General features: G+C 33.3%; 21 protein-coding genes, 1 pseudogene and 1 other annotated feature. Of the genes and pseudogenes, 8 read left to right on the top strand and 14 right to left on the bottom strand.

Features of this window, described 5'->3' with window-relative positions:
* Positions 1 to 67: 67 nt before the first annotated feature.
* On the bottom strand, positions 68 to 547 hold the full coding sequence (locus MHI39_RS18850; protein WP_251346390.1) for an anthrone oxygenase family protein: 480 nt from the start codon (positions 545 to 547) through the stop codon (positions 68 to 70).
* A 360-nt stretch (positions 548 to 907) separates the two neighbouring features.
* The gene (locus MHI39_RS18855; RefSeq protein WP_342539935.1) at positions 908 to 1,654 is read right to left on the bottom strand and encodes a glucose 1-dehydrogenase; all 747 of its coding nucleotides are present in this window, start codon (positions 1,652 to 1,654) and stop codon (positions 908 to 910) included.
* A gap of 167 nt (positions 1,655 to 1,821) precedes the next feature.
* Here MHI39_RS18855 and MHI39_RS18860 point away from each other — a divergent pair, with 167 nt between their 5' ends.
* The gene (locus MHI39_RS18860) at positions 1,822 to 2,199 is read left to right on the top strand and encodes a winged helix-turn-helix transcriptional regulator (RefSeq protein WP_047942800.1); all 378 of its coding nucleotides are present in this window, start codon (positions 1,822 to 1,824) and stop codon (positions 2,197 to 2,199) included.
* 542 nt (positions 2,200 to 2,741) lie between these two features.
* Here the strand turns inward: MHI39_RS18860 and MHI39_RS18865 are convergent.
* Entirely contained in the window at positions 2,742 to 3,755 is a 1,014-nt protein-coding gene (locus MHI39_RS18865) for a S66 peptidase family protein (protein WP_058004947.1), read from the bottom strand.
* A 139-nt stretch (positions 3,756 to 3,894) separates the two neighbouring features.
* On the opposite strand from MHI39_RS18865, the pseudogene MHI39_RS18870 reads away from it, so the two are divergent.
* Positions 3,895 to 4,206: pseudogene (locus MHI39_RS18870) on the top strand (SAM-dependent methyltransferase); the annotation flags it as partial.
* Positions 4,207 to 4,296: 90 nt separating this feature from the next.
* Here MHI39_RS18870 and MHI39_RS18875 read toward each other — a convergent pair.
* From MHI39_RS18875 to MHI39_RS18890, 4 genes are all read right to left on the bottom strand, one after another.
* Entirely contained in the window at positions 4,297 to 4,872 is a 576-nt protein-coding gene (locus MHI39_RS18875; protein ID WP_251346389.1) for a histidine phosphatase family protein, read from the bottom strand.
* A gap of 306 nt (positions 4,873 to 5,178) precedes the next feature.
* Positions 5,179 to 5,649, bottom strand: coding sequence for a DinB family protein (locus MHI39_RS18880; protein ID WP_216386414.1), 471 nt, complete (start codon positions 5,647 to 5,649; stop codon positions 5,179 to 5,181).
* Between the two features lie 227 nt (positions 5,650 to 5,876).
* Positions 5,877 to 6,398 carry a GNAT family protein gene (locus tag MHI39_RS18885; protein ID WP_342539936.1) on the bottom strand — a complete coding sequence of 174 codons (522 nt, stop codon included), beginning with the start codon at positions 6,396 to 6,398 and terminating at the stop codon, positions 5,877 to 5,879.
* Between the two features lie 323 nt (positions 6,399 to 6,721).
* On the bottom strand, positions 6,722 to 6,907 hold the full coding sequence (locus MHI39_RS18890) for a hypothetical protein (protein ID WP_342539937.1): 186 nt from the start codon (positions 6,905 to 6,907) through the stop codon (positions 6,722 to 6,724).
* 194 nt (positions 6,908 to 7,101) lie between these two features.
* Here MHI39_RS18890 and MHI39_RS18895 point away from each other — a divergent pair, with 194 nt between their 5' ends.
* From MHI39_RS18895 to MHI39_RS18915, 5 genes are all read left to right on the top strand, one after another.
* Positions 7,102 to 7,335, top strand: a complete 234-nt coding sequence (locus tag MHI39_RS18895) for a hypothetical protein (RefSeq protein ID WP_342539938.1) — start codon at positions 7,102 to 7,104, stop codon at positions 7,333 to 7,335.
* A complete protein-coding gene (locus MHI39_RS18900; protein WP_342539939.1) occupies positions 7,332 to 7,532 on the top strand; it encodes a hypothetical protein in 201 nt (66 codons plus the stop codon). Before MHI39_RS18895 ends, MHI39_RS18900 begins: the two co-directional genes overlap by 4 nt.
* A 308-nt stretch (positions 7,533 to 7,840) precedes the next feature.
* Positions 7,841 to 8,518, top strand: coding sequence for a helix-turn-helix domain-containing protein (locus MHI39_RS18905; RefSeq protein WP_058006963.1), 678 nt, complete (start codon positions 7,841 to 7,843; stop codon positions 8,516 to 8,518).
* A gap of 32 nt (positions 8,519 to 8,550) precedes the next feature.
* Positions 8,551 to 9,405, top strand: coding sequence for an IS3 family transposase (locus MHI39_RS18910; RefSeq protein WP_139254916.1), 855 nt, complete (start codon positions 8,551 to 8,553; stop codon positions 9,403 to 9,405).
* Positions 9,406 to 9,909: 504 nt separating this feature from the next.
* Complete coding sequence (locus MHI39_RS18915; protein WP_342539940.1) at positions 9,910 to 10,164, top strand: hypothetical protein; 255 nt, start codon at positions 9,910 to 9,912, stop codon at positions 10,162 to 10,164.
* 761 nt (positions 10,165 to 10,925) lie between these two features.
* Here the strand turns inward: MHI39_RS18915 and MHI39_RS18920 are convergent.
* The 3 genes from MHI39_RS18920 to MHI39_RS18930 all read right to left on the bottom strand — a co-directional run bounded on the left by MHI39_RS18920 (position 10,926) and on the right by MHI39_RS18930 (position 13,006).
* Positions 10,926 to 11,477, bottom strand: coding sequence for an HAD-IIIA family hydrolase (locus MHI39_RS18920; RefSeq protein ID WP_342539941.1), 552 nt, complete (start codon positions 11,475 to 11,477; stop codon positions 10,926 to 10,928).
* Positions 11,478 to 11,583: 106 nt separating this feature from the next.
* On the bottom strand, positions 11,584 to 12,081 hold the full coding sequence (locus tag MHI39_RS18925; protein ID WP_342539942.1) for an NUDIX domain-containing protein: 498 nt from the start codon (positions 12,079 to 12,081) through the stop codon (positions 11,584 to 11,586).
* Between the two features lie 373 nt (positions 12,082 to 12,454).
* Complete coding sequence (locus MHI39_RS18930; RefSeq protein ID WP_342539943.1) at positions 12,455 to 13,006, bottom strand: TetR/AcrR family transcriptional regulator; 552 nt, start codon at positions 13,004 to 13,006, stop codon at positions 12,455 to 12,457.
* 408 nt (positions 13,007 to 13,414) lie between these two features.
* Positions 13,415 to 13,652: a binding site (T-box leader), on the top strand.
* A gap of 240 nt (positions 13,653 to 13,892) precedes the next feature.
* On the opposite strand from MHI39_RS18930, the gene gltX reads away from it, so the two are divergent.
* Complete coding sequence (gene gltX, locus MHI39_RS18935; protein ID WP_342539944.1) at positions 13,893 to 15,557, top strand: glutamate--tRNA ligase; 1,665 nt, start codon at positions 13,893 to 13,895, stop codon at positions 15,555 to 15,557.
* 323 nt (positions 15,558 to 15,880) lie between these two features.
* On the opposite strand, the gene MHI39_RS18940 is transcribed toward gltX, so the two are convergent.
* From MHI39_RS18940 to MHI39_RS18955, 4 genes are all read right to left on the bottom strand, one after another.
* Positions 15,881 to 16,423 (bottom strand): GNAT family N-acetyltransferase, encoded by a 543-nt coding sequence (locus MHI39_RS18940; RefSeq protein WP_342539945.1) that lies wholly within the window; start codon positions 16,421 to 16,423, stop codon positions 15,881 to 15,883.
* Between the two features lie 153 nt (positions 16,424 to 16,576).
* Entirely contained in the window at positions 16,577 to 16,783 is a 207-nt protein-coding gene (locus MHI39_RS18945; RefSeq protein WP_071977109.1) for a DUF3923 family protein, read from the bottom strand.
* 122 nt (positions 16,784 to 16,905) lie between these two features.
* Positions 16,906 to 17,382, bottom strand: coding sequence for a hypothetical protein (locus tag MHI39_RS18950; RefSeq protein WP_342539946.1), 477 nt, complete (start codon positions 17,380 to 17,382; stop codon positions 16,906 to 16,908).
* A gap of 110 nt (positions 17,383 to 17,492) precedes the next feature.
* Positions 17,493 to 17,705 carry a DUF3951 domain-containing protein gene (locus MHI39_RS18955; protein WP_071977107.1) on the bottom strand — a complete coding sequence of 71 codons (213 nt, stop codon included), beginning with the start codon at positions 17,703 to 17,705 and terminating at the stop codon, positions 17,493 to 17,495.
* Positions 17,706 to 17,914 lie beyond the last annotated feature (209 nt).

Here is a 17,914-nt window from a genome sequence, read left to right on the forward strand (position 1 = left end):
CCCGTTAGTGGAATAAGAAAAAAGCTGCCGCAACAACACCTTTTTTTAACTTAAATCCCCAGTCAGCTCATTGCAGTGCTAGAATAAATAATACCATCGCTACAAAACTTGCTATAGTTCGAATGTGATTCCATATCGTCCATTTTGACAGATAATCTTTCCATAAAGTTAAACTTTCTCCTTCTTTAGTATCTACACGAGCTAATGCATCATTTAGAGGAACATTCCGTACAATCGTGACTAAAAAACTGCCAACAAAATAAAACAAACTTCCAGCAAATAAAAGAATGGCATTTGTATCTTCCCAATTAAAAATAGAATGGGTTATAAGTAGTATAGTAACTAAAGCTGTTCCCAAAAATACAGTTAAAAAAGATCGGTTTAGTACCACTACATTAATTGACTGCATCGGAGCAACTCCATGCTCATCCGGTAGCCGAGCAAGTGCTTTCATAACAAATGAAGAAAATGCGAAAAACACTCCCGCAACCAAGCCTGAGCCCGTAACTCCAAATAAGATTACATATGGAATTATTTGGTTAATCAAATCTCATCATCCCACACATTATAAATCCTCCCTTATTTTGAATACTTTTATAATTCGTTAGAAAAAGGTAAGGCACTAAACTGCCCCTTTAGCACAATAAGAAAAGGGAATTGCCGCAGCCATCTCTTCTTTTACAAAAGCCCCCGTTACTTTAAGTACATTTATTCACAAAGTAATCTTTTTTACAGGTCATTTAGTGGTAGCCCCAGGAAAATGCGAATTTACAACGTTAAGCAAATTCAAACATAAAAAAAGTCGAATTCCCTATCCTTTAAGGAAACGACTTTTTTATACGACTTCTTCAAGTAAATCCCCATTAACCTTTTTTTAGGGACTATTTGTAATCTCTGCACAGTGAAATTATACCTGTGCTAGCCCGCCATCTACGAACAATTCAACCCCCGTCAAGTAACTGCTTTCGTCTGAAGCAAGGAAAGATACAGCGTTTGCTACTTCTTCAGGTGTCCCAACTTTTCCAGCTGGAACAGTATTTTTGCTATTTTCCATTACTTCTTCAAGTGCATCACCAAAAAGCTCATCGTATGCAGGTGTAAGAATAGCTCCTGGACTAACCACATTTACACGGATTTCAGTACCTTTTAGGTCAAGAATCCAGTTGCGAACTAGTGCTCTTAATGCTGCTTTAGATGCTCCATATACACTAAACGCTGGGTTGCCAATTGATCCAGCAGTAGAGCCTGTTACAATAATAGAACCTACTTTGTCCGGGAATAGTGATAACGCTTTTTGAACAGTAAAGATGGTTCCTTTAACGTTAATGTCGAACGTTCTATCAACCTGCTCTTCAGTAATTTCACCTAATGGAAGGAAGTTGCCGATGCCTGCATTAGCAAAAAGAATGTCCAACTTACCTTTTTCCTGCTTTATAATGTCATATAGTTTGTCTAAGTCTTCAAGCTTAGAAATATCACCTTGAACACCGGTTACGTTCTTGCCAATTTGGGTAACAGCTTTATCAAGTTCGTTTTGTCTACGTCCCGTGATATAAACATATGCACCTTCGTTTACAAATTTTTGTGCTGTAGCAAGACCAATCCCACTAGTTCCACCCGTTACAAGCGCTATTTTACCTTCAAATTTTCCCATACTTAACACTCCTTTAGAATTAATTTTATTTTATGTCTAGTACCTTAAGTACTTGAAGAACAACTTACAAGATATAGTATCCTTCACTAAGCACATTATCGGAAGTACCCACTTTTTTGTGATATAGTAACTAAAAAGTAATAAATGTGGAATGGAGAGCTTTAGACATGAAAAAATTTAGTTGTGGGTTTGAAGTGACAAAGGAAGTTATTGGCGGAAAATGGAAAGGCCTTGTATTATACTTTTTAATGAATGGACCAAAGAGAACGAGTGAATTAAAGCGCATTATCCCAAATATAACTCAGAAGATGCTTATTCAAACACTTAGAGAGCTTGAAGCCAGTGGACTTGTGAGCAGAAAGATGTATAATCAAGTACCCCCGAAGGTTGAATATTCATCCACTGAACTTGGAGAATCTCTTAAACCTATCTTGCAGGAGCTCTGTCAATGGGGAAGCCATTATGCGGAGCAAGAGTATGCAGAAGGTGAATATGAAATTGTACAACCAGAACAAGTTTCATATCAAGATAATATAATTTCATAGAGATCTAAAGGGATTAGTCATCTTAATCAATACCTTCAGAATAAGGTTTAGGAATACTTGAACGCACTATCAAGATATAATTACATAATGTAATACAGCATTACCTAAAAACACGGAGGACTACTTTAGATTAGATGATTCTTCTTATTATTTTAACTTACTTAATTCCTATAGTATTTGTAATTTGGTATCTGATATATTTTCTAAAATTACAAAAAGAGAAGAACAATATATTAAAAACTATTTCAGATGATACTATTAAAAATTAGTCGATATAAACCCGGCTATTTTCATTGTTTAAACTTTCTCTTGTTATTCAATTATCCTGCTCCGTTAGTTTAATAAAATGCGATACCTCTTTATTGAAGTATCGCCCCCGTTAGTTTAATAAGGTTTAACTATATTTAGTTCTATATCGGTACGATATAGCTTTGTCTCAACCCAATTATGAAACATTTCATAGTCTTCTTGGTCTGTTTGAACATTACCTAAGAATACGCAAATTCATTACAAAAAAATCATTAAAGAACACATCTATAATTTTATTTAAAAGTTTGTAACACAGTACCTTGACCATTATCTGATTCAACTTCAGCGAATGCTCCATTTATAAAAGTCATTTGTGGTGGAACATGACCGCAATCAATATCGTACAGAATAGGAATTTGTAGCTCTTTAGAAAGTTCTTTATAAACATCTTCAACTGTATAATTTGTAACAGCTGGATTTGCTGGACTTCTCCCAAACATAATGCCACTACAATCCTCAAACCAACCTGCTAATTTCATTTGCACGAGGGTCCTACGCAATTCAGTTGGCGATAACTGCAAATTTTCGAGATACCAAATAACAGAATCTCCTTCAATATAATTCTCTTTAAAATTTTGTACATTCCCATATGGTGTACCAATCAGATGCCTAATTATATCAATACAACCACCAAGTAATCGCCCCTGTATCTTAACTTTTTCGTTTACAGTTGATTTCCAGTAAGTTTGTTCTGTTAGATTGAAAATATAAGGAGTAGGGTTATCAGGTTGCCATTCTTTTTGATATTTTTCTGATGAATGTTGGAGAATTGATTCATTCATTTTGGTAGACAATACTGTTCGCCACATTGCCGTCGTATCATCAGAATACTCTCCTCTTAAATCCACTAAGTTGGTTCCGTGTGCTGTAGCAGTACCCGTTTTCAATGTAATTGCTAACAGTAGCAGACTTATATCAGAATAACCTAATATCCACTTACTTTTTATATTTTCAAAGTCAATATATTCAAGTGTCTCAATAAGTAGCTCTCCGCCCCAAGGAGGAATAATAAGTTGAATATTATCACTAAGCATCATTTTATTGAACTCTTCTGCACGCTTTTTAGCAGATGCAGACTTTTCCTTATCTTGTGTCCAAGCAGTTTCTCCGCAGATGAAGTTAAAACCTTTCTTTTCCACACTTTTGAATGCAGATTTCAACAAGTGATGTAATTCACTTGGGACTCCAGAGGATGGTGCAGTTACTCCTATTGTTGCACCTTTTTCTAAAATTGGATATTTTATCATGCTTAGCCACTCTCCCAACGCTTTTTATAAAAATAACATTTTATATGTTATTAAAAAACACTTCTTTTATTACACTAACCTCCTTTTTCGTAAAAAAAGCCGTATACTGTTCTATCTCAATTCGAGATGAAAACTCAAGCTGATTAAACATTTATTTGCTAAAGTCCCATCGGGAAGCTCTATAGTTTTTGACTATGCAGATGAAACACTCTAAGAAGAAAAAGGCATGTCTAATAGAGTTGAAAATATGGTTAAAATGGCTTCTGCAAGTGGCGAATCGATGAAATCCAATTTCACAAATAACAAAATTTAAACCATGTTATAAGAATCAGGTTTGCTTATTTATGAACATTTGACACCTTATGCAATACAGGAACTTTTCTTTAGAGATCGTACAGATTATTTATGTGCTTTTGAGACAGTCTATTTTATCCATGCTGTAAAGAGGTAATATATAATTTTAAATACTTTTCATTGTCTGGATTTTTGAGCGGTATTTTTTGTTTTTCTTATTGAACTAAACTGCCCCTTTAGTTTAAGATTAACAATCAATCTTAAACCAACCTGTTTCTTTAGGAAAGTCTTTTCTTGATAGTTTTCCACGAGTAATAAACTGTCTATATGAAGTAATTGTTCCATCGTGAGATATAATATATATCCTCTTTTTCCCAAGTTGTTTGCACCAAATAAGGAAATTGTCTGCTAATGAATTAAACTCGGATTCTGGTAGGGTATTTATACCCTTTATCCATAAATTAATCGGCAAGTCTTCATCGATTACGAATCCTGGAAATTCATCTTTTATCATTTCTTTTTTCAAAATTTCATCACAAGGAAGTGGATTCCACTCTGGATTTTGAGGAAACATTCTAGGAGATACCAAAGGGCTTACTATTTTCCGGCAATTTATACCCTCACTACATATTAATGCTGTCTGAAGAGTTCTTCTTATAGGACTGATTATTAATACATCTTTATCTGATAAGGGAAATTGGTTTCTAAGTGACTTAGCTTGAATAATTCCTTCTTTAGTTAATGCTGGGTCAGGGTTCTGTAAACTTTTTGGTAAGTTTAATGTATGTTCACCTTGTCCGTGTCTAATAAATATTAACTCCAAATTATCTCCTCCAAAAATATCCTGTCTGAATAAATCAATCTCCTTTGTTAATTCAATAATAAATAGATAATTTCCTTCTTCAACTAACCTGCCCCTTTAGCAGCATAAAAAAAAGAACTGCGATCACAGTTCCTTAATTCATTAAATCACCCGTTAGCTTATATACAAGAAAATTAATTAATTCACTGCTCTTCATTGATTTAAAATCGTAAACGCCAATAATTAGTTCCAACTTATCTATTTAGGGGAAGTTTCAGAAAAACACTGATTTATAACATTAAATATAGTAATTTATGATAATGATGTTTAATTCTGCCCATATAATCTATTTTCAATTAAGATTTGTTTGTGGATATGGTGTTCCAGATGTTCAAGATAATCTTTTATAAGCCACTCTAGGGTCTGATACTGATTATTTCCTATGTCGCAAAGGTTGGATAGCTTTTCGTTAGGAATATTCTTAACAATATTAACAACTTGCTTATTTAATGCTTGAAAAAGGTTTATTATTTCATCAAGTGATCTATCTTGATAATTCTGAACTATTACCCAATGGTTTTGATTATACGATTGAATAACATACAATGGTTCTTCGTATTGAATTTTTATAAAGCTTTCAATATTATTTATCGCAGAGTCACAAAGATGTCCTAAAATCTCTTTTTTGGACCACTTATTTGGTAATGGTCGATTAGAAATTTCTTTTTCAGACATGGATTTGTACTCTTCTGGTAATCTTTTTATCCAATAATTAATTCCATCAATAACCTTTTGCATATTTCTCTCCTCCTAAATTTCTGTATAAAATCTATCTTTAAGCGTCATTCTTAAAATTCCTTTTTTAAAATCCCCTATAAATATATAATTACTATATAATACCATAAAGTTCTAGGTCGTTATAAAGCTAAACTGCCTCGTTAGTCAAATAAGAAAATGCCACCAATTTGGCAGCTGGATCTTCAACTCTTGCCCCAGTTAGTTCTATAAAATAACTAAGTCTATTACTACAAGTCAGAGGGTAACATTCCATATACAATACTATCTGTCCATTCATTTTTATTCCAAAAATCTTGAATGAAATGGGCTTCTTTTCTCATGCCTATTCGTTCACACAATTTTTGTGAAGCTGTATTCCGTGCATCAAGATTAGCTTGTATACGATGTACATTAAATTCATCAAATAATTTAAATACTAAACTACTTACTGCTTCTGTTGCCAAACCTCTCCCAGCTACTTCATTTGAAAAACTATAACCAATCTCAACAGTGTCTTTCATGTCTGTATACCATACGGATAGATCACCAACTACTTTAGTCTTGTATATAACTGCCAAACTTAACATTGACTCTTTAGTGAGTACATTGTTTGCTAACTTCTTATTAAATCTTTTCTGCATATCTTCATGAGTCCACTTATTATGTAATAGGAACTTACATGTATCATCATTATTATAAATAGCAAATACATCTTGTAAATCAGCACTCTTAAAAGGTCTAATTATTAATCTTTCTGTTGTGATTTCCAAGTTAGCTCTCCTCCCTTAAATTTATTCTACAAATCATTTTTTATAGTATTTAAATCTACTTCTTAGATTTTACCTAATTACATATTTCACCATAATTAATAAAAATCCTTCTTCCACTAACCTCCCCCTCTACTTCAATAAGAAAAAGCATTACCATTGTTTCAGTAATGCCCCCGTTAGTTTAAGAACATTTCTTCACAAATTTAACTGCAAGATTGAAATTTAATACATTTTGTCTCGATACTCATAAATAATTACAACACTTCCAATAAAATTTGCAGGAGAAATTTGTGCAGAAACGCTTACAATTAGTTGATTGTCTCTCACTTCGTAATCAATAATGCTTCCAAAAAGATTTTTTTTAGTGCAGTTAATTTAGTTTTAACTTTCTTATGAATAATTGCTAAAGGATTGTCAACAATCACTTCGTTTACGTCTAAACGATGATCCATCGTGTCAAAAACATAAACATCCTGCCATAAGACACCTGTACCATAACCTTTTGTCAAGATTATGATTAACTCTTTTTCTTGGTCTTTATTTATGTCTTTATAGATAATTTTTGGAGCATAGGTAGGGTTTATTTCGCTAATCCAAAAAGGTCTTGAGTATATTTTCAATAGCGTTGCTTATTATATGGCTTAGAGTGTATTTAAACCTTTTTGTGAACTTCTACGGCAGTAGTTCACAGGAGGTTTTATTTATGTCTATCGTAAAACAAGGTAAGAAAAAACGTGCAGAATTTTCACTTCCATCTTTACATTTTATTGTTGCTGATGACTGGATCGACAAACTCGAAGAATCTTTCACAATTTGTCTTAAACTTCATACATTTGTGGATCGCACAGATATGCACAGGGAAAACGATAGAGTTCCAATGAGCTTGGAAAAGTTATATGAAAAATTAAAAGTTTCGAAAAGCAAATTTTATCGGTGAGGGAAAGCTATTTACAAAGAACTAAAGAAAGGGATTTAGACAATGACGGTGTACCAGACCGAATCGATATTGACGATACAAGGAATAGTGTGCAAACAGTGTCTGATTTGAATATCGTAAAAAAAATGGCTAGCAAAGAAACAGCTAGAGATCAAGAAAACAGAAGGGAAAGGCAAAGAGACGAAATGGAGCTGTAAAGGAGTGAATTGTTATGAGAACATTTATGAGAACTGTCCTAAGCATTTGAGATTCACGATTTATGCTTTGTTAAAATTGTTGACCTTTAAGTTTCAGTAATAATTATTTTAATTCAATTTGTCCTAGGCATTATCGTTATGATTTTTTCACTAGATGCAATCGGTTCTTAGACCATTGATTTTTGAAAACGAAAATAATGTAAAAACCACAGAATAAAAAATAACCGTCTATCCAAAAAATGATATGCTCCCCTTAAAGTGGACAGATGAAAAAACAAAAATCTGTCGTTACTCTAGGGGGATTTTTTATGTCAAAAAGAAGTAAATATTCTACCGAGGAGAAATATCAAATTTTAATGAAATACATAGAGGGGGAAATGAGCCCCAGCAGTTTGATAAAAGAATATAAAATATCTAAATCCACACTCCATAGCTGGAAAGATAAATATGAATTATATGGTATTGATGGTTTAAAGGAATCACGCAGATGGAAACAATACTCGGATGAAATAAGATTAAGGGCAATTCAAGACTATATATCTGGTGATTATTCCATGTTGGAAATATGTAGAAGGCATAAAGTGAGCCGTGGCGCCCTCAGGGGTTGGATAAAGAACTATAATAATCATAAGGAAACGAGACAAACAAGTCAGGGGGAATCCCTTATGATTCATTCTAGAAAATTGTCTTTCCAGGAGAAAGTGGAGGCAGTTCATTTTTGTATAAAGAATGGCCATGACTATTCAGCTGTCATGAAGAAATTCCAAATTAGCTACCAGCAAATATACAGTTGGACAAAAAAATATGAAGCAGATGGACCAGAGTCCCTACGGGATCACCGTGGAAGAAAGAAACCTCAAGAAGAAATGTCAGAACAAGAGAAATTAAGGATAAAGATTAAGGAATTAGAAGCAAAAAATTATCGATTGGAAGCTGAAAATGCTTTTTTAAAAAAGTTGGAGGAAATCGAAAGAAGGCGGTACTAAGCAAGGTTCGGAATGAAGTCGCTTATTGTGCAATACGGGAATTAAATGAAAGAATGAATTACCCTATTCAGCTCCTTTGTACAATAAGTCATACCAATCGGTCTTCATACTATAAATGGGTCAATCGAAAGGAAACGGATCAGGAACGCGAAAATCGCGGATTACTTAAAGAAATTAAAGCGATTTATCAAAAGGTGGATGGAATATACGGTTATCGACGTATTACCATGAATCTCAATCGGAAAATGAATAAGCATTATAACACAAAACGAATTCATCGTTTAATGCGATTAGTTGGCCTACAATCAAAGATACGACGGAAAAAGAAATGGGATCATCGCCCATCTGATAATAACGTGGAAGAGAATATCTTGAACCGAGAATTTACGGCAGTACACCCAAATGTAAAATGGGTAACTGATATAACAGAATTAAAATATGGGAATGGTCAAAAGGCCTATCTAAGCGCTATTTTAGACCTGTATGACAATTCTATCGTATCCTTTGTATTGGGACATCGAAATGATAATAATTTAGTCTTTAAAACCATCAAAGGTGCCTTAACGAAGAATCCTTTACATGATGAGCAACGTTTAATTCATAGTGACCGTGGCTTTCAATATACATCAAATGGATTTAAAAGGATAATCGAAAAAAACCATCTTATCCACAGTATGTCTAGAGTAGGAAAATGTATTGATAATGGATGCATGGAATCATTCTGGGGGACTTTGAAAGTAGAAAGATATTATCTTCATCATTATCAATCCTTTGAGGAGCTTCAAAAGGATATCAAAGATTATATAAAGTTTTATAATCAAGACCGTTTACAAGCCAAATTTAATGGCCTTAGCCCGATAGAATATCGAACTAAGGCCATTGCCTAATTTTATTTTTTTATACTGTCTACTTGACAGGGTGCAGTTCAAAAGATAGGCGGTATTTTATTTTTTTTAACAAAAACACTTGCAAGTATAAGTATAAGTGTGGTTTTGAACACACAAGTATTATATTCGCTAATGAAGATTATCAAAAAAACTCGTGTTAATTTATAATTAAGTTCGATCATTTATAATAAAGTTTGATAAAAAACCTGTATGGAATGCAGTTTTCTTATTCCACAATCGGGCGCATTTTTTTAATAAGGAATGCGCTTTTCGCTATTAAAGGTCCATTTAATAAAATAATATTATCAAACAAAACCAATTTATTCTATGTTAATGTTAGTATTAGGTTATAAAAAATACTAAATCGTGGTGATAGTAGGGAGGTTGAGATGATTATTTGAAGATTTCGAAAAAAATGTTGCTGTCCAACTAACTATGTAGGGTAATGTAAGAAGGAAATACCTAGTCTTTTGATGAAGATTATTAAAAAAGGGTGGTTTAAAGATGGAAATATATGAAATGGCGGATGAAGTAAAGAGTCCAGAAGATTTAATTAAATTTATAAATCAATTGAGAATGGATTTACAAATTAATAAGGGCGAGTGGAAGAATATAACGCTTGAAGATTACTTAGAAGCGCTGGAAGCTTGTTTTAATGAGATGGATGAATATAATTTATATGATACTCCAATACTTTCCGAGCAACCATCTTGGAAGATTATAGCTCTAACCCTATTTGCTGCGAGTATATATGAATGATGTTCGACTAACGGGAAGCTTTGTACAACAAGGACTTATAAGATATACAAAACAATCATAACAAAGACTTTAGCTAAAAACGATATTCCACAATCGGGCGCGTTTATGAAGTAATGCTGTAGAAAATGATCAAACTTTTTTATAATAAGCAAGCTAAAAAATGCTAAAGAAGCATCCATATTGATTAATCCTTTTTCAAAATGAACGCTTCCTATTAATCTTAGTGTAAGGATTTACGAGGTGTTTTTGTTCAAACTTTATTTTAAAGCTACAACTCGAAAAAGCCCGTATAAGCGTTTAAGTTTTTTCGGCAATATTGGCAATATTCTACTAAATACACCTTAAAATTGCTTACAAGGCATTCAACGGCGTTTAAACGCCATTTGAAGAGGGCTGCATGTGTTGTATTAGACCATACAGCCCTGTATTTTTATATTAACCTTCTCTAATCAAATTAAAACCTTGAATATTCTCAAACTTTACACTCCTAAATGAATCCTCTCTAAGTAATAAGAATTGCTCACCAATAATAAATACTCGTTCAACAGGTAAATTAGTTCGATTTTTATAAACTACAAAATTTATTTCTTCACTTAACCACCCTGTTTCTTCTTTATTATCACCCGATCCTGATTAAAATTCGTACTTATCCTTACAATAACAAATTTTCTATAAAAGCAAATTAAGAAAAATATCCCAATTAGTATTACTCTTTTTCAACTTGCCCCTTTAGTTGAATAGGAAAAACACCTAATTTTTAACTACTTTAAGTCAGTTAGTATCCATTCAACCGCAGTTAACACGTTGTCGGCAACATAATTGACCTTCAACCTTTCTGAAGTTCCGTTTGATAACTCTTTGAAGGACTCCAAACCTCTTCCAGTTTTAACTAATACCTTTTTTGCACCAACATTTTCGGCTGAAAACATATCACTTAATCTATCTCCAATAATATAACACTTGCTTAAGTTCAAATTATTTTCTATTTTAGCCTTCTCCAATAAAGTAGTTTGAGGTTTACGACAATTACAATTATCCTCTACTTTATGTGGGCAATAATAAATTCCATCTAAATAAGCATTATTATTCTCTAATTCTTTCCCTAACTCTTTACACCCCTGAAGAAAAGTCTTTTCAGTAAACTTCCCCATCCCTATCCAACTCTGGTTAGTAAAAAGAAAAACCTTTAATCCTTTTTTATTAAGAAGGTTAATTGCTTTAGCTGAATATGTGTAAAGACGAAATTCTAGTGGGTGAATTCCTCCACCATCTCCACCAATTGTTCCATCACGGTCTAAGAACACTCCAATCATAATGCTTTACCACCTTTCACACAAAATCCAACTTCTGCTTTAACTATTCTTCTCCTTTTCTACAAAAAGTCATATACTTTTTTCTCCTTGTACTGCACTATATTAATTAAGAATTAGAAACTTTTAAAGCCTCGTTTATTATATGAATAGATAGCTCATGATCATTTAAAACGTATTGAATTTCTTCAGGTTCTACCCAAATTCGTGTAATAGTTTCGTTTTCTCGAAGAAAAGGAAATATTTTTTTTATATCTACTCTATAAAACAACTGATAACCTATCAAAGGATACGGACCATTATGTATAAAGTTTTCATTTTCTTTATGATTTACTTCGATAGCGCCAAGATACTTAATAGTTCCTGTTACATATCCTTCTTCATATATCTCCCTAAGTAGAGCTTTCTCTGGATCTTCATGTAACTCAATATGTCCACCAGGAGCATTAAAGCCTCGATCTTTAACATGTACTAATAAAATTTTCCCATCCATAAAACAGTAACCATGAACACTTGTAACTAAATTATTTTCGTTTATTTTTTTATGGGGCAACCATTTAAGACTAACTTTGTTTCCATCCCAATTAACATATATTTGATTATTCATAGCGCACCTCTATTACCAATTAATTATTATATTAATTATTCTCTATAAGAATAGAATTACCTTTTTAAACTCCCTCAGTTTGATACGAATATCTCTCGAATGCTCACTTATTCGCAGGAATTCATAACCCTTGTAATTGGATTTACGGAAAATTGAAATGAGTTCTGATAATTTAGGCTTCGTGAAGGCATAGTTAAATAAAGGAGCCAGCTACCACTCCATATTTTACCATATAATGTACATCTCCACGCCGCCCCTGGAGGCTTTCCCTCCCATATCTCAACGGGTCAATTGCCCTCTCATTCCTTCGTCATGCCTTTCCAAGGGGTGGAGGCCAGTTATGCTAAACTGATGGGTCACAGTGCCCTTTTGTTTAAGAAACCTGGTACTCCGTACATATTTGAAATCCTACGAATAAGACAACATTCAAAATAAAGTTAACTAGTTTATTAGATGCATCTTCAACTTTTTTTTTCTTCCCAATTTCCCCCTGTTCTTGACCACGTACTAAAGCTTTATAAAAAGCTTCTTCTAACCGTTTTAAATCATGGTTAAAAAACTCTGATATTTCCAAATCATGGGGTATTTGAGCGATTGCACTATCCATAATAAAGCATTCTTTACGCCTTGCATCATCCTTTAAGACGTTTATTCCCTCATAGAAAATTTCACTAATAGCCTTTTTTACTGACCCAGGACGCTCCAAATATGATATTACAACAGCAGTTTTTCCATTTATATATTGTTTTACTGCAGAAATAAACAGATCCCTTTTTGTACCATAAGTGTCATATAAACTTTGACGTGCTATTCCTAAACCTTCTAATAAATTTTGAAGCGAAGTGCCTTCGTAGCCATAATGTCCAAAAATCTCCATAGATTTATGTAGCACAATAGATGGATCAAATTCTTTATTTCTAGCCATTGGATATTCTAACCTCCTTTCAGAATATTATTTTATTCATTTCGGACTGATTAGTCAATAAAGAAATCTTAATACTTCTTATTAATTCTTGTAAAACTAAAATGCCCCTTAGTTTAAATAAAAACAATTGCACAGTAACACGCCTGCACGAAAAACTGGATTTGAGTCAATATTTTGGACAACAATAAATAAAGATGGCAAAAATAATTATTCTATTAATAATATAAAATATCAATAAGATTAACTTTTCATACAGTTCTTCCTCTCTTCACTTGCATCTCTTAGCCTCTACTTTCCACAGTCACCAACCAACGGAAAGTTCTAAAGATGTCGTCCTTTAAGTCCAAATTAGATGTTGACAGCTTAAAAAAAATGTATTAATGTACCACTAAATATATCCACATATTGTAAAATGCAGTGAAGAGGAAGAGTAATTAATCACTCGAATCATAGAGAGCCCATGCTGGTGAGATTGGGCATTCGAGCTTAATGAAAGAAGCCTTGGAGCAGTTGACTGAAAAATCGGAGTAAGTCAACCGGGAAATCCCGTTAAGGAAATGTGCAGTAAAGTAATTATGAGCTGCATAATGAGCGGGTTTTTAACCAATTTAGGTGGTAACGCGGAAGTATGCCTTTCGTCCTTAGCAGGATGAAGGGCTTTTTATTTTGGCTCTTTTCTCAAACATTGTTGCAATTTAAGTAAAGTTTTAACTAATAACTATCGACTGAACACGACTACACCTTTCATTTTACTGAGAAAAGTGCTGCAAACTCCATAAGAATCGCTGAATCCTTTATTGGGTGTAAAAGCCTGTAGTTGGGCTTTTACAAAAGCAACAAACTATACGAATACAGCCTTTATTTTTAATCTATAGGGGGATATGACATGTCAAATGAATGCATGGCAGAACTATTATTTCCAGATGTTAAACAGTTACCGGCTGATATATATTCACTATATCCGCCAAGAAATTTGTCTTCATATGCTATGGTGACACGTTTTGCACCGAGTCCAACGGGTTCGTTGAATATTGGTGGGCTATACGCAACTTTAGTATCGGAAAGATTAGCCCATCAAAGTAATGGAGTCTTTTTCTTGCGTATTGAAGACACAGATAAAAAACGTGAAATTAAAGGTAGCATCGAAAACATTATTAATTCATTGTTATACTTCGGGATTCGTTTCGATGAAGGACCTACCTTTTCAGGTGACGATATGGGGGATTACGGACCCTATAAACAAAGCTCACGGATACAAATCTATAAGGTATTTATTAAGCATTTAGTCAGAAATGGTTTAGCATATCCTTGCTTCTGTGATACGGATGATTTACAAAAAATAAGAATAAGTCAACAAGACTTAAAAGTCACAACAGGTTATTATGGCAGGTGGGCGAAACATCGGGATATATCATTTCAACAAGCACAGGAAGAGATTTTAAATGGTCAACCATTTGTTATTAGACTTAAATCTTCGGGTTCATCAGATAGAAGAATACGGTACCATGATTTAGTAAAAGGCGAGATTGAGTTACCTGAAAATGACCAAGATATTGTTATTATGAAAACGGATGGTTTACCAACATATCACTTTGCTCATGCCATAGATGACTACTTGATGGGTACAACCCATGTTATTAGGGGCGATGAATGGCTTTCTTCAGTGCCGATCCATATACAGTTGTTTGAAACCTTAGGTTTTAGAATACCCAAATACGGTCATATTGCTCCAATCATGAAGCAAGTTGGAGCTTCTAAGCGGAAATTTAGTAAACGAAAGGATCTTGATGGTACCGCTGAGTATTACAGAGAACAAGGGTATCCAGGAATGGCACTAAGTGAATACTTCATGAATCTCATCAATTCTGACTTTGAAGAATGGAAGATGACAAACCCTAATAAAACATTTAGAGACTTTTTTATCAATCCTGGTAAAATGAATGCCAGTGGTGCTTTATTAGATATGAACAAACTGGATGATGTTAGCAGGGATGTTATCTCTAGGCTCACTGGTAAACAAGTATTTGATTATTTATATGATTGGTCAGAGGAATTTGATTCTGAGTTTAATACTTTAATAGACAAGTATAAGGAATACACAGTAGACATTCTAAATATAGGTAGAACAATTGAGAAACCAAGAAAGGACTATTCAAAGTGGTCAGATGTAAAGCCAATGATTGCTTTCTTTTATGATGAATTGTTTGAAAAGGATATATTGAGTGGCTATAAGTTACCAACAAATGTAAGTTTTGATATTGCGAAAGAAATAGTACTAGGTTTCAGCAAAACTTATAGTTTTACTAATGAAAAGGATACTTGGTTCCATAATATTAAAGTACTTGCAGATGAGCTCGGATTTGCAAAGGATATGAAAGAATATAAGGCCAATCCTAACAATTACAAAGGACATGTTGGTGATGTAGCGATGGTAATTAGGGTCGCTCTAACTAACAGAACTAATACACCTGATTTGTTTGATATTATGAAGGTAATGGGCGAAAAGAGGGTTCTTTCAAGATTGCATACATTTTTCGGACATTCTATTTAATCAACTTAAAATCATATAAAAAAATGACCGGACTTCTCTTTTCCGGTCATTTAGCTATATTTACATAGCAACATCTTTCATATTATCCACTATCTTCACCTTAAAGTTTATACTATTTGTGTTACGGTCACTGGTTTTGGTGCATAAATGAATGATTACCTATATGCCTCGTGTGCTGAACAAAAGTTAAAAACCAATCTTCAACAAACCTGGCCCCTATAATTCAAGTGATAATCTTTACAAATTTTTGTGTAGGAAAAAGACGCTTTCTTTACTCAAGCTTCTGGATATTTGTTTTTATTATGGGTCGAGACGTTGAAAGCTTACATTTCTTTCCGAGATATCCTTTCTACTATGGATTTTGTTATTTTCTCATCTAGATTTTTAATTGCCAACATCGAATTATCCTGAATAATGCCTGTATCTACAAAACCAAATGAAGCGTATAATGTTTTAGCTTTGACATTACTTATTCTATAAAAGAGGCTTACATATTCTGCTTCCCCATATGGCATAGTTTCAATATCCATCAACATTTTTTCAAAGGCAAGTTTGCCATATCCTTTCCCCTGATAACTTTTATCAATCATAATATGCCATATAAAATAGCTCTTCTTCCCGTAAAAAACTTCATTTTCAAATGATTCATGGTCCAACGTATCATAAATGTACATCAAAAATCCAACCGCAACTCCATCGACATAAACAGAAATAGGATTCGCTGGTATCCCGTCTGCGTTCAACATATGAGCGTCTGCAAAGCTTCTGAGGTTAGTAGTTTCTATGAAGTCTTCCTGGTTTTCTTCAACTTTAAGTGCTATTATTTCATCTATGTTATCCCCCGTTATTTTTCGTAATTCAATCATTTTTTTTATTCCTCTCCTAAGCCAAGCCACCTCCACACATGGCCAAAAACATTCCAAACATCATTTCCATAATTCGCAATATAGGGTACATAAGATATACACCAACGCTAACTCTTTTTATCCATTAGGATAGAAAAAGGATGTCTATGATCGTCATATTCGTTTACGAACAAAATAAAACCAGATTAGTTGTATGATAAGAATAAACACAAATGCAACACCTAAAATTATAAATGTAATAATTCTTATTTCAGGAGTTTGAACAACCCCGGCTCCATCTACATGTCTTGTTCCGATAATGATAGCAAGTATCGAGAAAATTACTAACCAAAAAACATTTGCAACCCACCAGAGCTTCATCCGTTTCTCCTCCTTCCGCCATATCCAAATAATATATATAGTAATACGGAAAAATGAGATATTAGTTCCATAATTTGTTTATAACTTATTAAACAAACCTGTCCCCCTTAGTTTAAGAAGGATTATTTCATTTCCTTAATATCTATTCCATTTGCTGGCTTTTCAGTAAATGCAAACCATACCTTTTTTTGAGGACTTACTTGTACTAGCTTTGCAATTTCATCTTGAACAACAACTTCTTTAGTATTTTCATCACTATTAACAACTGCAGTAATATAAAATGGTAAACCCATTTCGGCTGTTGCTATATAGCCACCATCTTGAATGTCAATAGAACCTGAACCTGTTACCCATTTCCATTCATTATCTTGTTTGTTTTCTATAAATCCTAAATTTAATGTTTGCTCTTCTTCATAGAAGACAATGATTACATTGTCCTTAATTTCAAAATGCCAAATAGAATTAAAAGGGATTTCGTTCTCATTCATAATATCTTTGAACCTCGCTTCTAACGATTGTGTTTCATTTGAAGAACATCCCCAAACACTTATGCTTAACAGTAAAAACATCGTGAAAATAGATAGTAGTTTCCTATTCATAAACCTCTCCCCTCTCTTCAATTCTTCTGCCCCTATAGCACGAAAAGAAAAAGCGATTCACTATAGAGAATCGCATCCTCGGCTAAATATAACACTATATAACTTAAGAATTAGACAGTTTTATCATTCTCCACTTTTTCATCGTATTGGATAATGTGCTTAGTGTCTTCTATTGGACTATCATGTTTCACATCGATTTTGTTTCCCATTGTTATGTCATCATATGGTGTATATCGATTTGACGATGATGAGTTCTTCTTATAGATTCGATAAACTACGTATCCAATTACCAAAATAACGAATAAAGTATAGACATAAGCCATTAAACCATCCCCTTATAAACTTAACTTAATTACTTATGTATTCTTATAATTTCTATAAAATTCCTTCTTTCACTAACTGCCCCTTTAGTTGAATAGAAAGTGCTTTACCACTTATTGTAGTAAAGCACCCGTAGAGCAGTATTATATTATCAGTTGTTTAACATGCAAAATAAAAAAAGTGAATTTGAATTCGCTCAATTTCACCTTTT

Origin of the sequence: Heyndrickxia sp. FSL K6-6286 (assembly GCF_038630395.1) — a bacterium.
In the GTDB taxonomy this organism is placed as follows: domain Bacteria; phylum Bacillota; class Bacilli; order Bacillales; family Bacillaceae_C; genus Heyndrickxia; species Heyndrickxia oleronia.

What these genes read in the sequence shown, in the direction of transcription:
- MHI39_RS18855 (WP_342539935.1), bottom strand. Translation starts at nt 1,654, where the DNA reads ATGGGAAAATTTGAAGGTAAAATAGCGCTTGTAACGGGTGGAACTAGT.
- MHI39_RS18860 (WP_047942800.1), top strand. Translation starts at nt 1,822, where the DNA reads ATGAAAAAATTTAGTTGTGGGTTTGAAGTGACAAAGGAAGTTATTGGC.
- MHI39_RS18865 (WP_058004947.1), bottom strand. Translation starts at nt 3,755, where the DNA reads ATGATAAAATATCCAATTTTAGAAAAAGGTGCAACAATAGGAGTAACT.
- MHI39_RS18880 (WP_216386414.1), bottom strand. Translation starts at nt 5,649, where the DNA reads ATGCAAAAGGTTATTGATGGAATTAATTATTGGATAAAAAGATTACCA.
- MHI39_RS18895 (WP_342539938.1), top strand. Translation starts at nt 7,102, where the DNA reads ATGTCTATCGTAAAACAAGGTAAGAAAAAACGTGCAGAATTTTCACTT.
- MHI39_RS18905 (WP_058006963.1), top strand. Translation starts at nt 7,841, where the DNA reads ATGTCAAAAAGAAGTAAATATTCTACCGAGGAGAAATATCAAATTTTA.
- MHI39_RS18915 (WP_342539940.1), top strand. Translation starts at nt 9,910, where the DNA reads ATGGAAATATATGAAATGGCGGATGAAGTAAAGAGTCCAGAAGATTTA.
- MHI39_RS18920 (WP_342539941.1), bottom strand. Translation starts at nt 11,477, where the DNA reads ATGATTGGAGTGTTCTTAGACCGTGATGGAACAATTGGTGGAGATGGT.
- MHI39_RS18925 (WP_342539942.1), bottom strand. Translation starts at nt 12,081, where the DNA reads ATGAATAATCAAATATATGTTAATTGGGATGGAAACAAAGTTAGTCTT.
- MHI39_RS18930 (WP_342539943.1), bottom strand. Translation starts at nt 13,006, where the DNA reads ATGGCTAGAAATAAAGAATTTGATCCATCTATTGTGCTACATAAATCT.
- gltX (WP_342539944.1), top strand. Translation starts at nt 13,893, where the DNA reads ATGTCAAATGAATGCATGGCAGAACTATTATTTCCAGATGTTAAACAG.
- MHI39_RS18940 (WP_342539945.1), bottom strand. Translation starts at nt 16,423, where the DNA reads ATGATTGAATTACGAAAAATAACGGGGGATAACATAGATGAAATAATA.
- MHI39_RS18945 (WP_071977109.1), bottom strand. Translation starts at nt 16,783, where the DNA reads ATGAAGCTCTGGTGGGTTGCAAATGTTTTTTGGTTAGTAATTTTCTCG.
- MHI39_RS18950 (WP_342539946.1), bottom strand. Translation starts at nt 17,382, where the DNA reads ATGAATAGGAAACTACTATCTATTTTCACGATGTTTTTACTGTTAAGC.
- MHI39_RS18955 (WP_071977107.1), bottom strand. Translation starts at nt 17,705, where the DNA reads ATGGCTTATGTCTATACTTTATTCGTTATTTTGGTAATTGGATACGTA.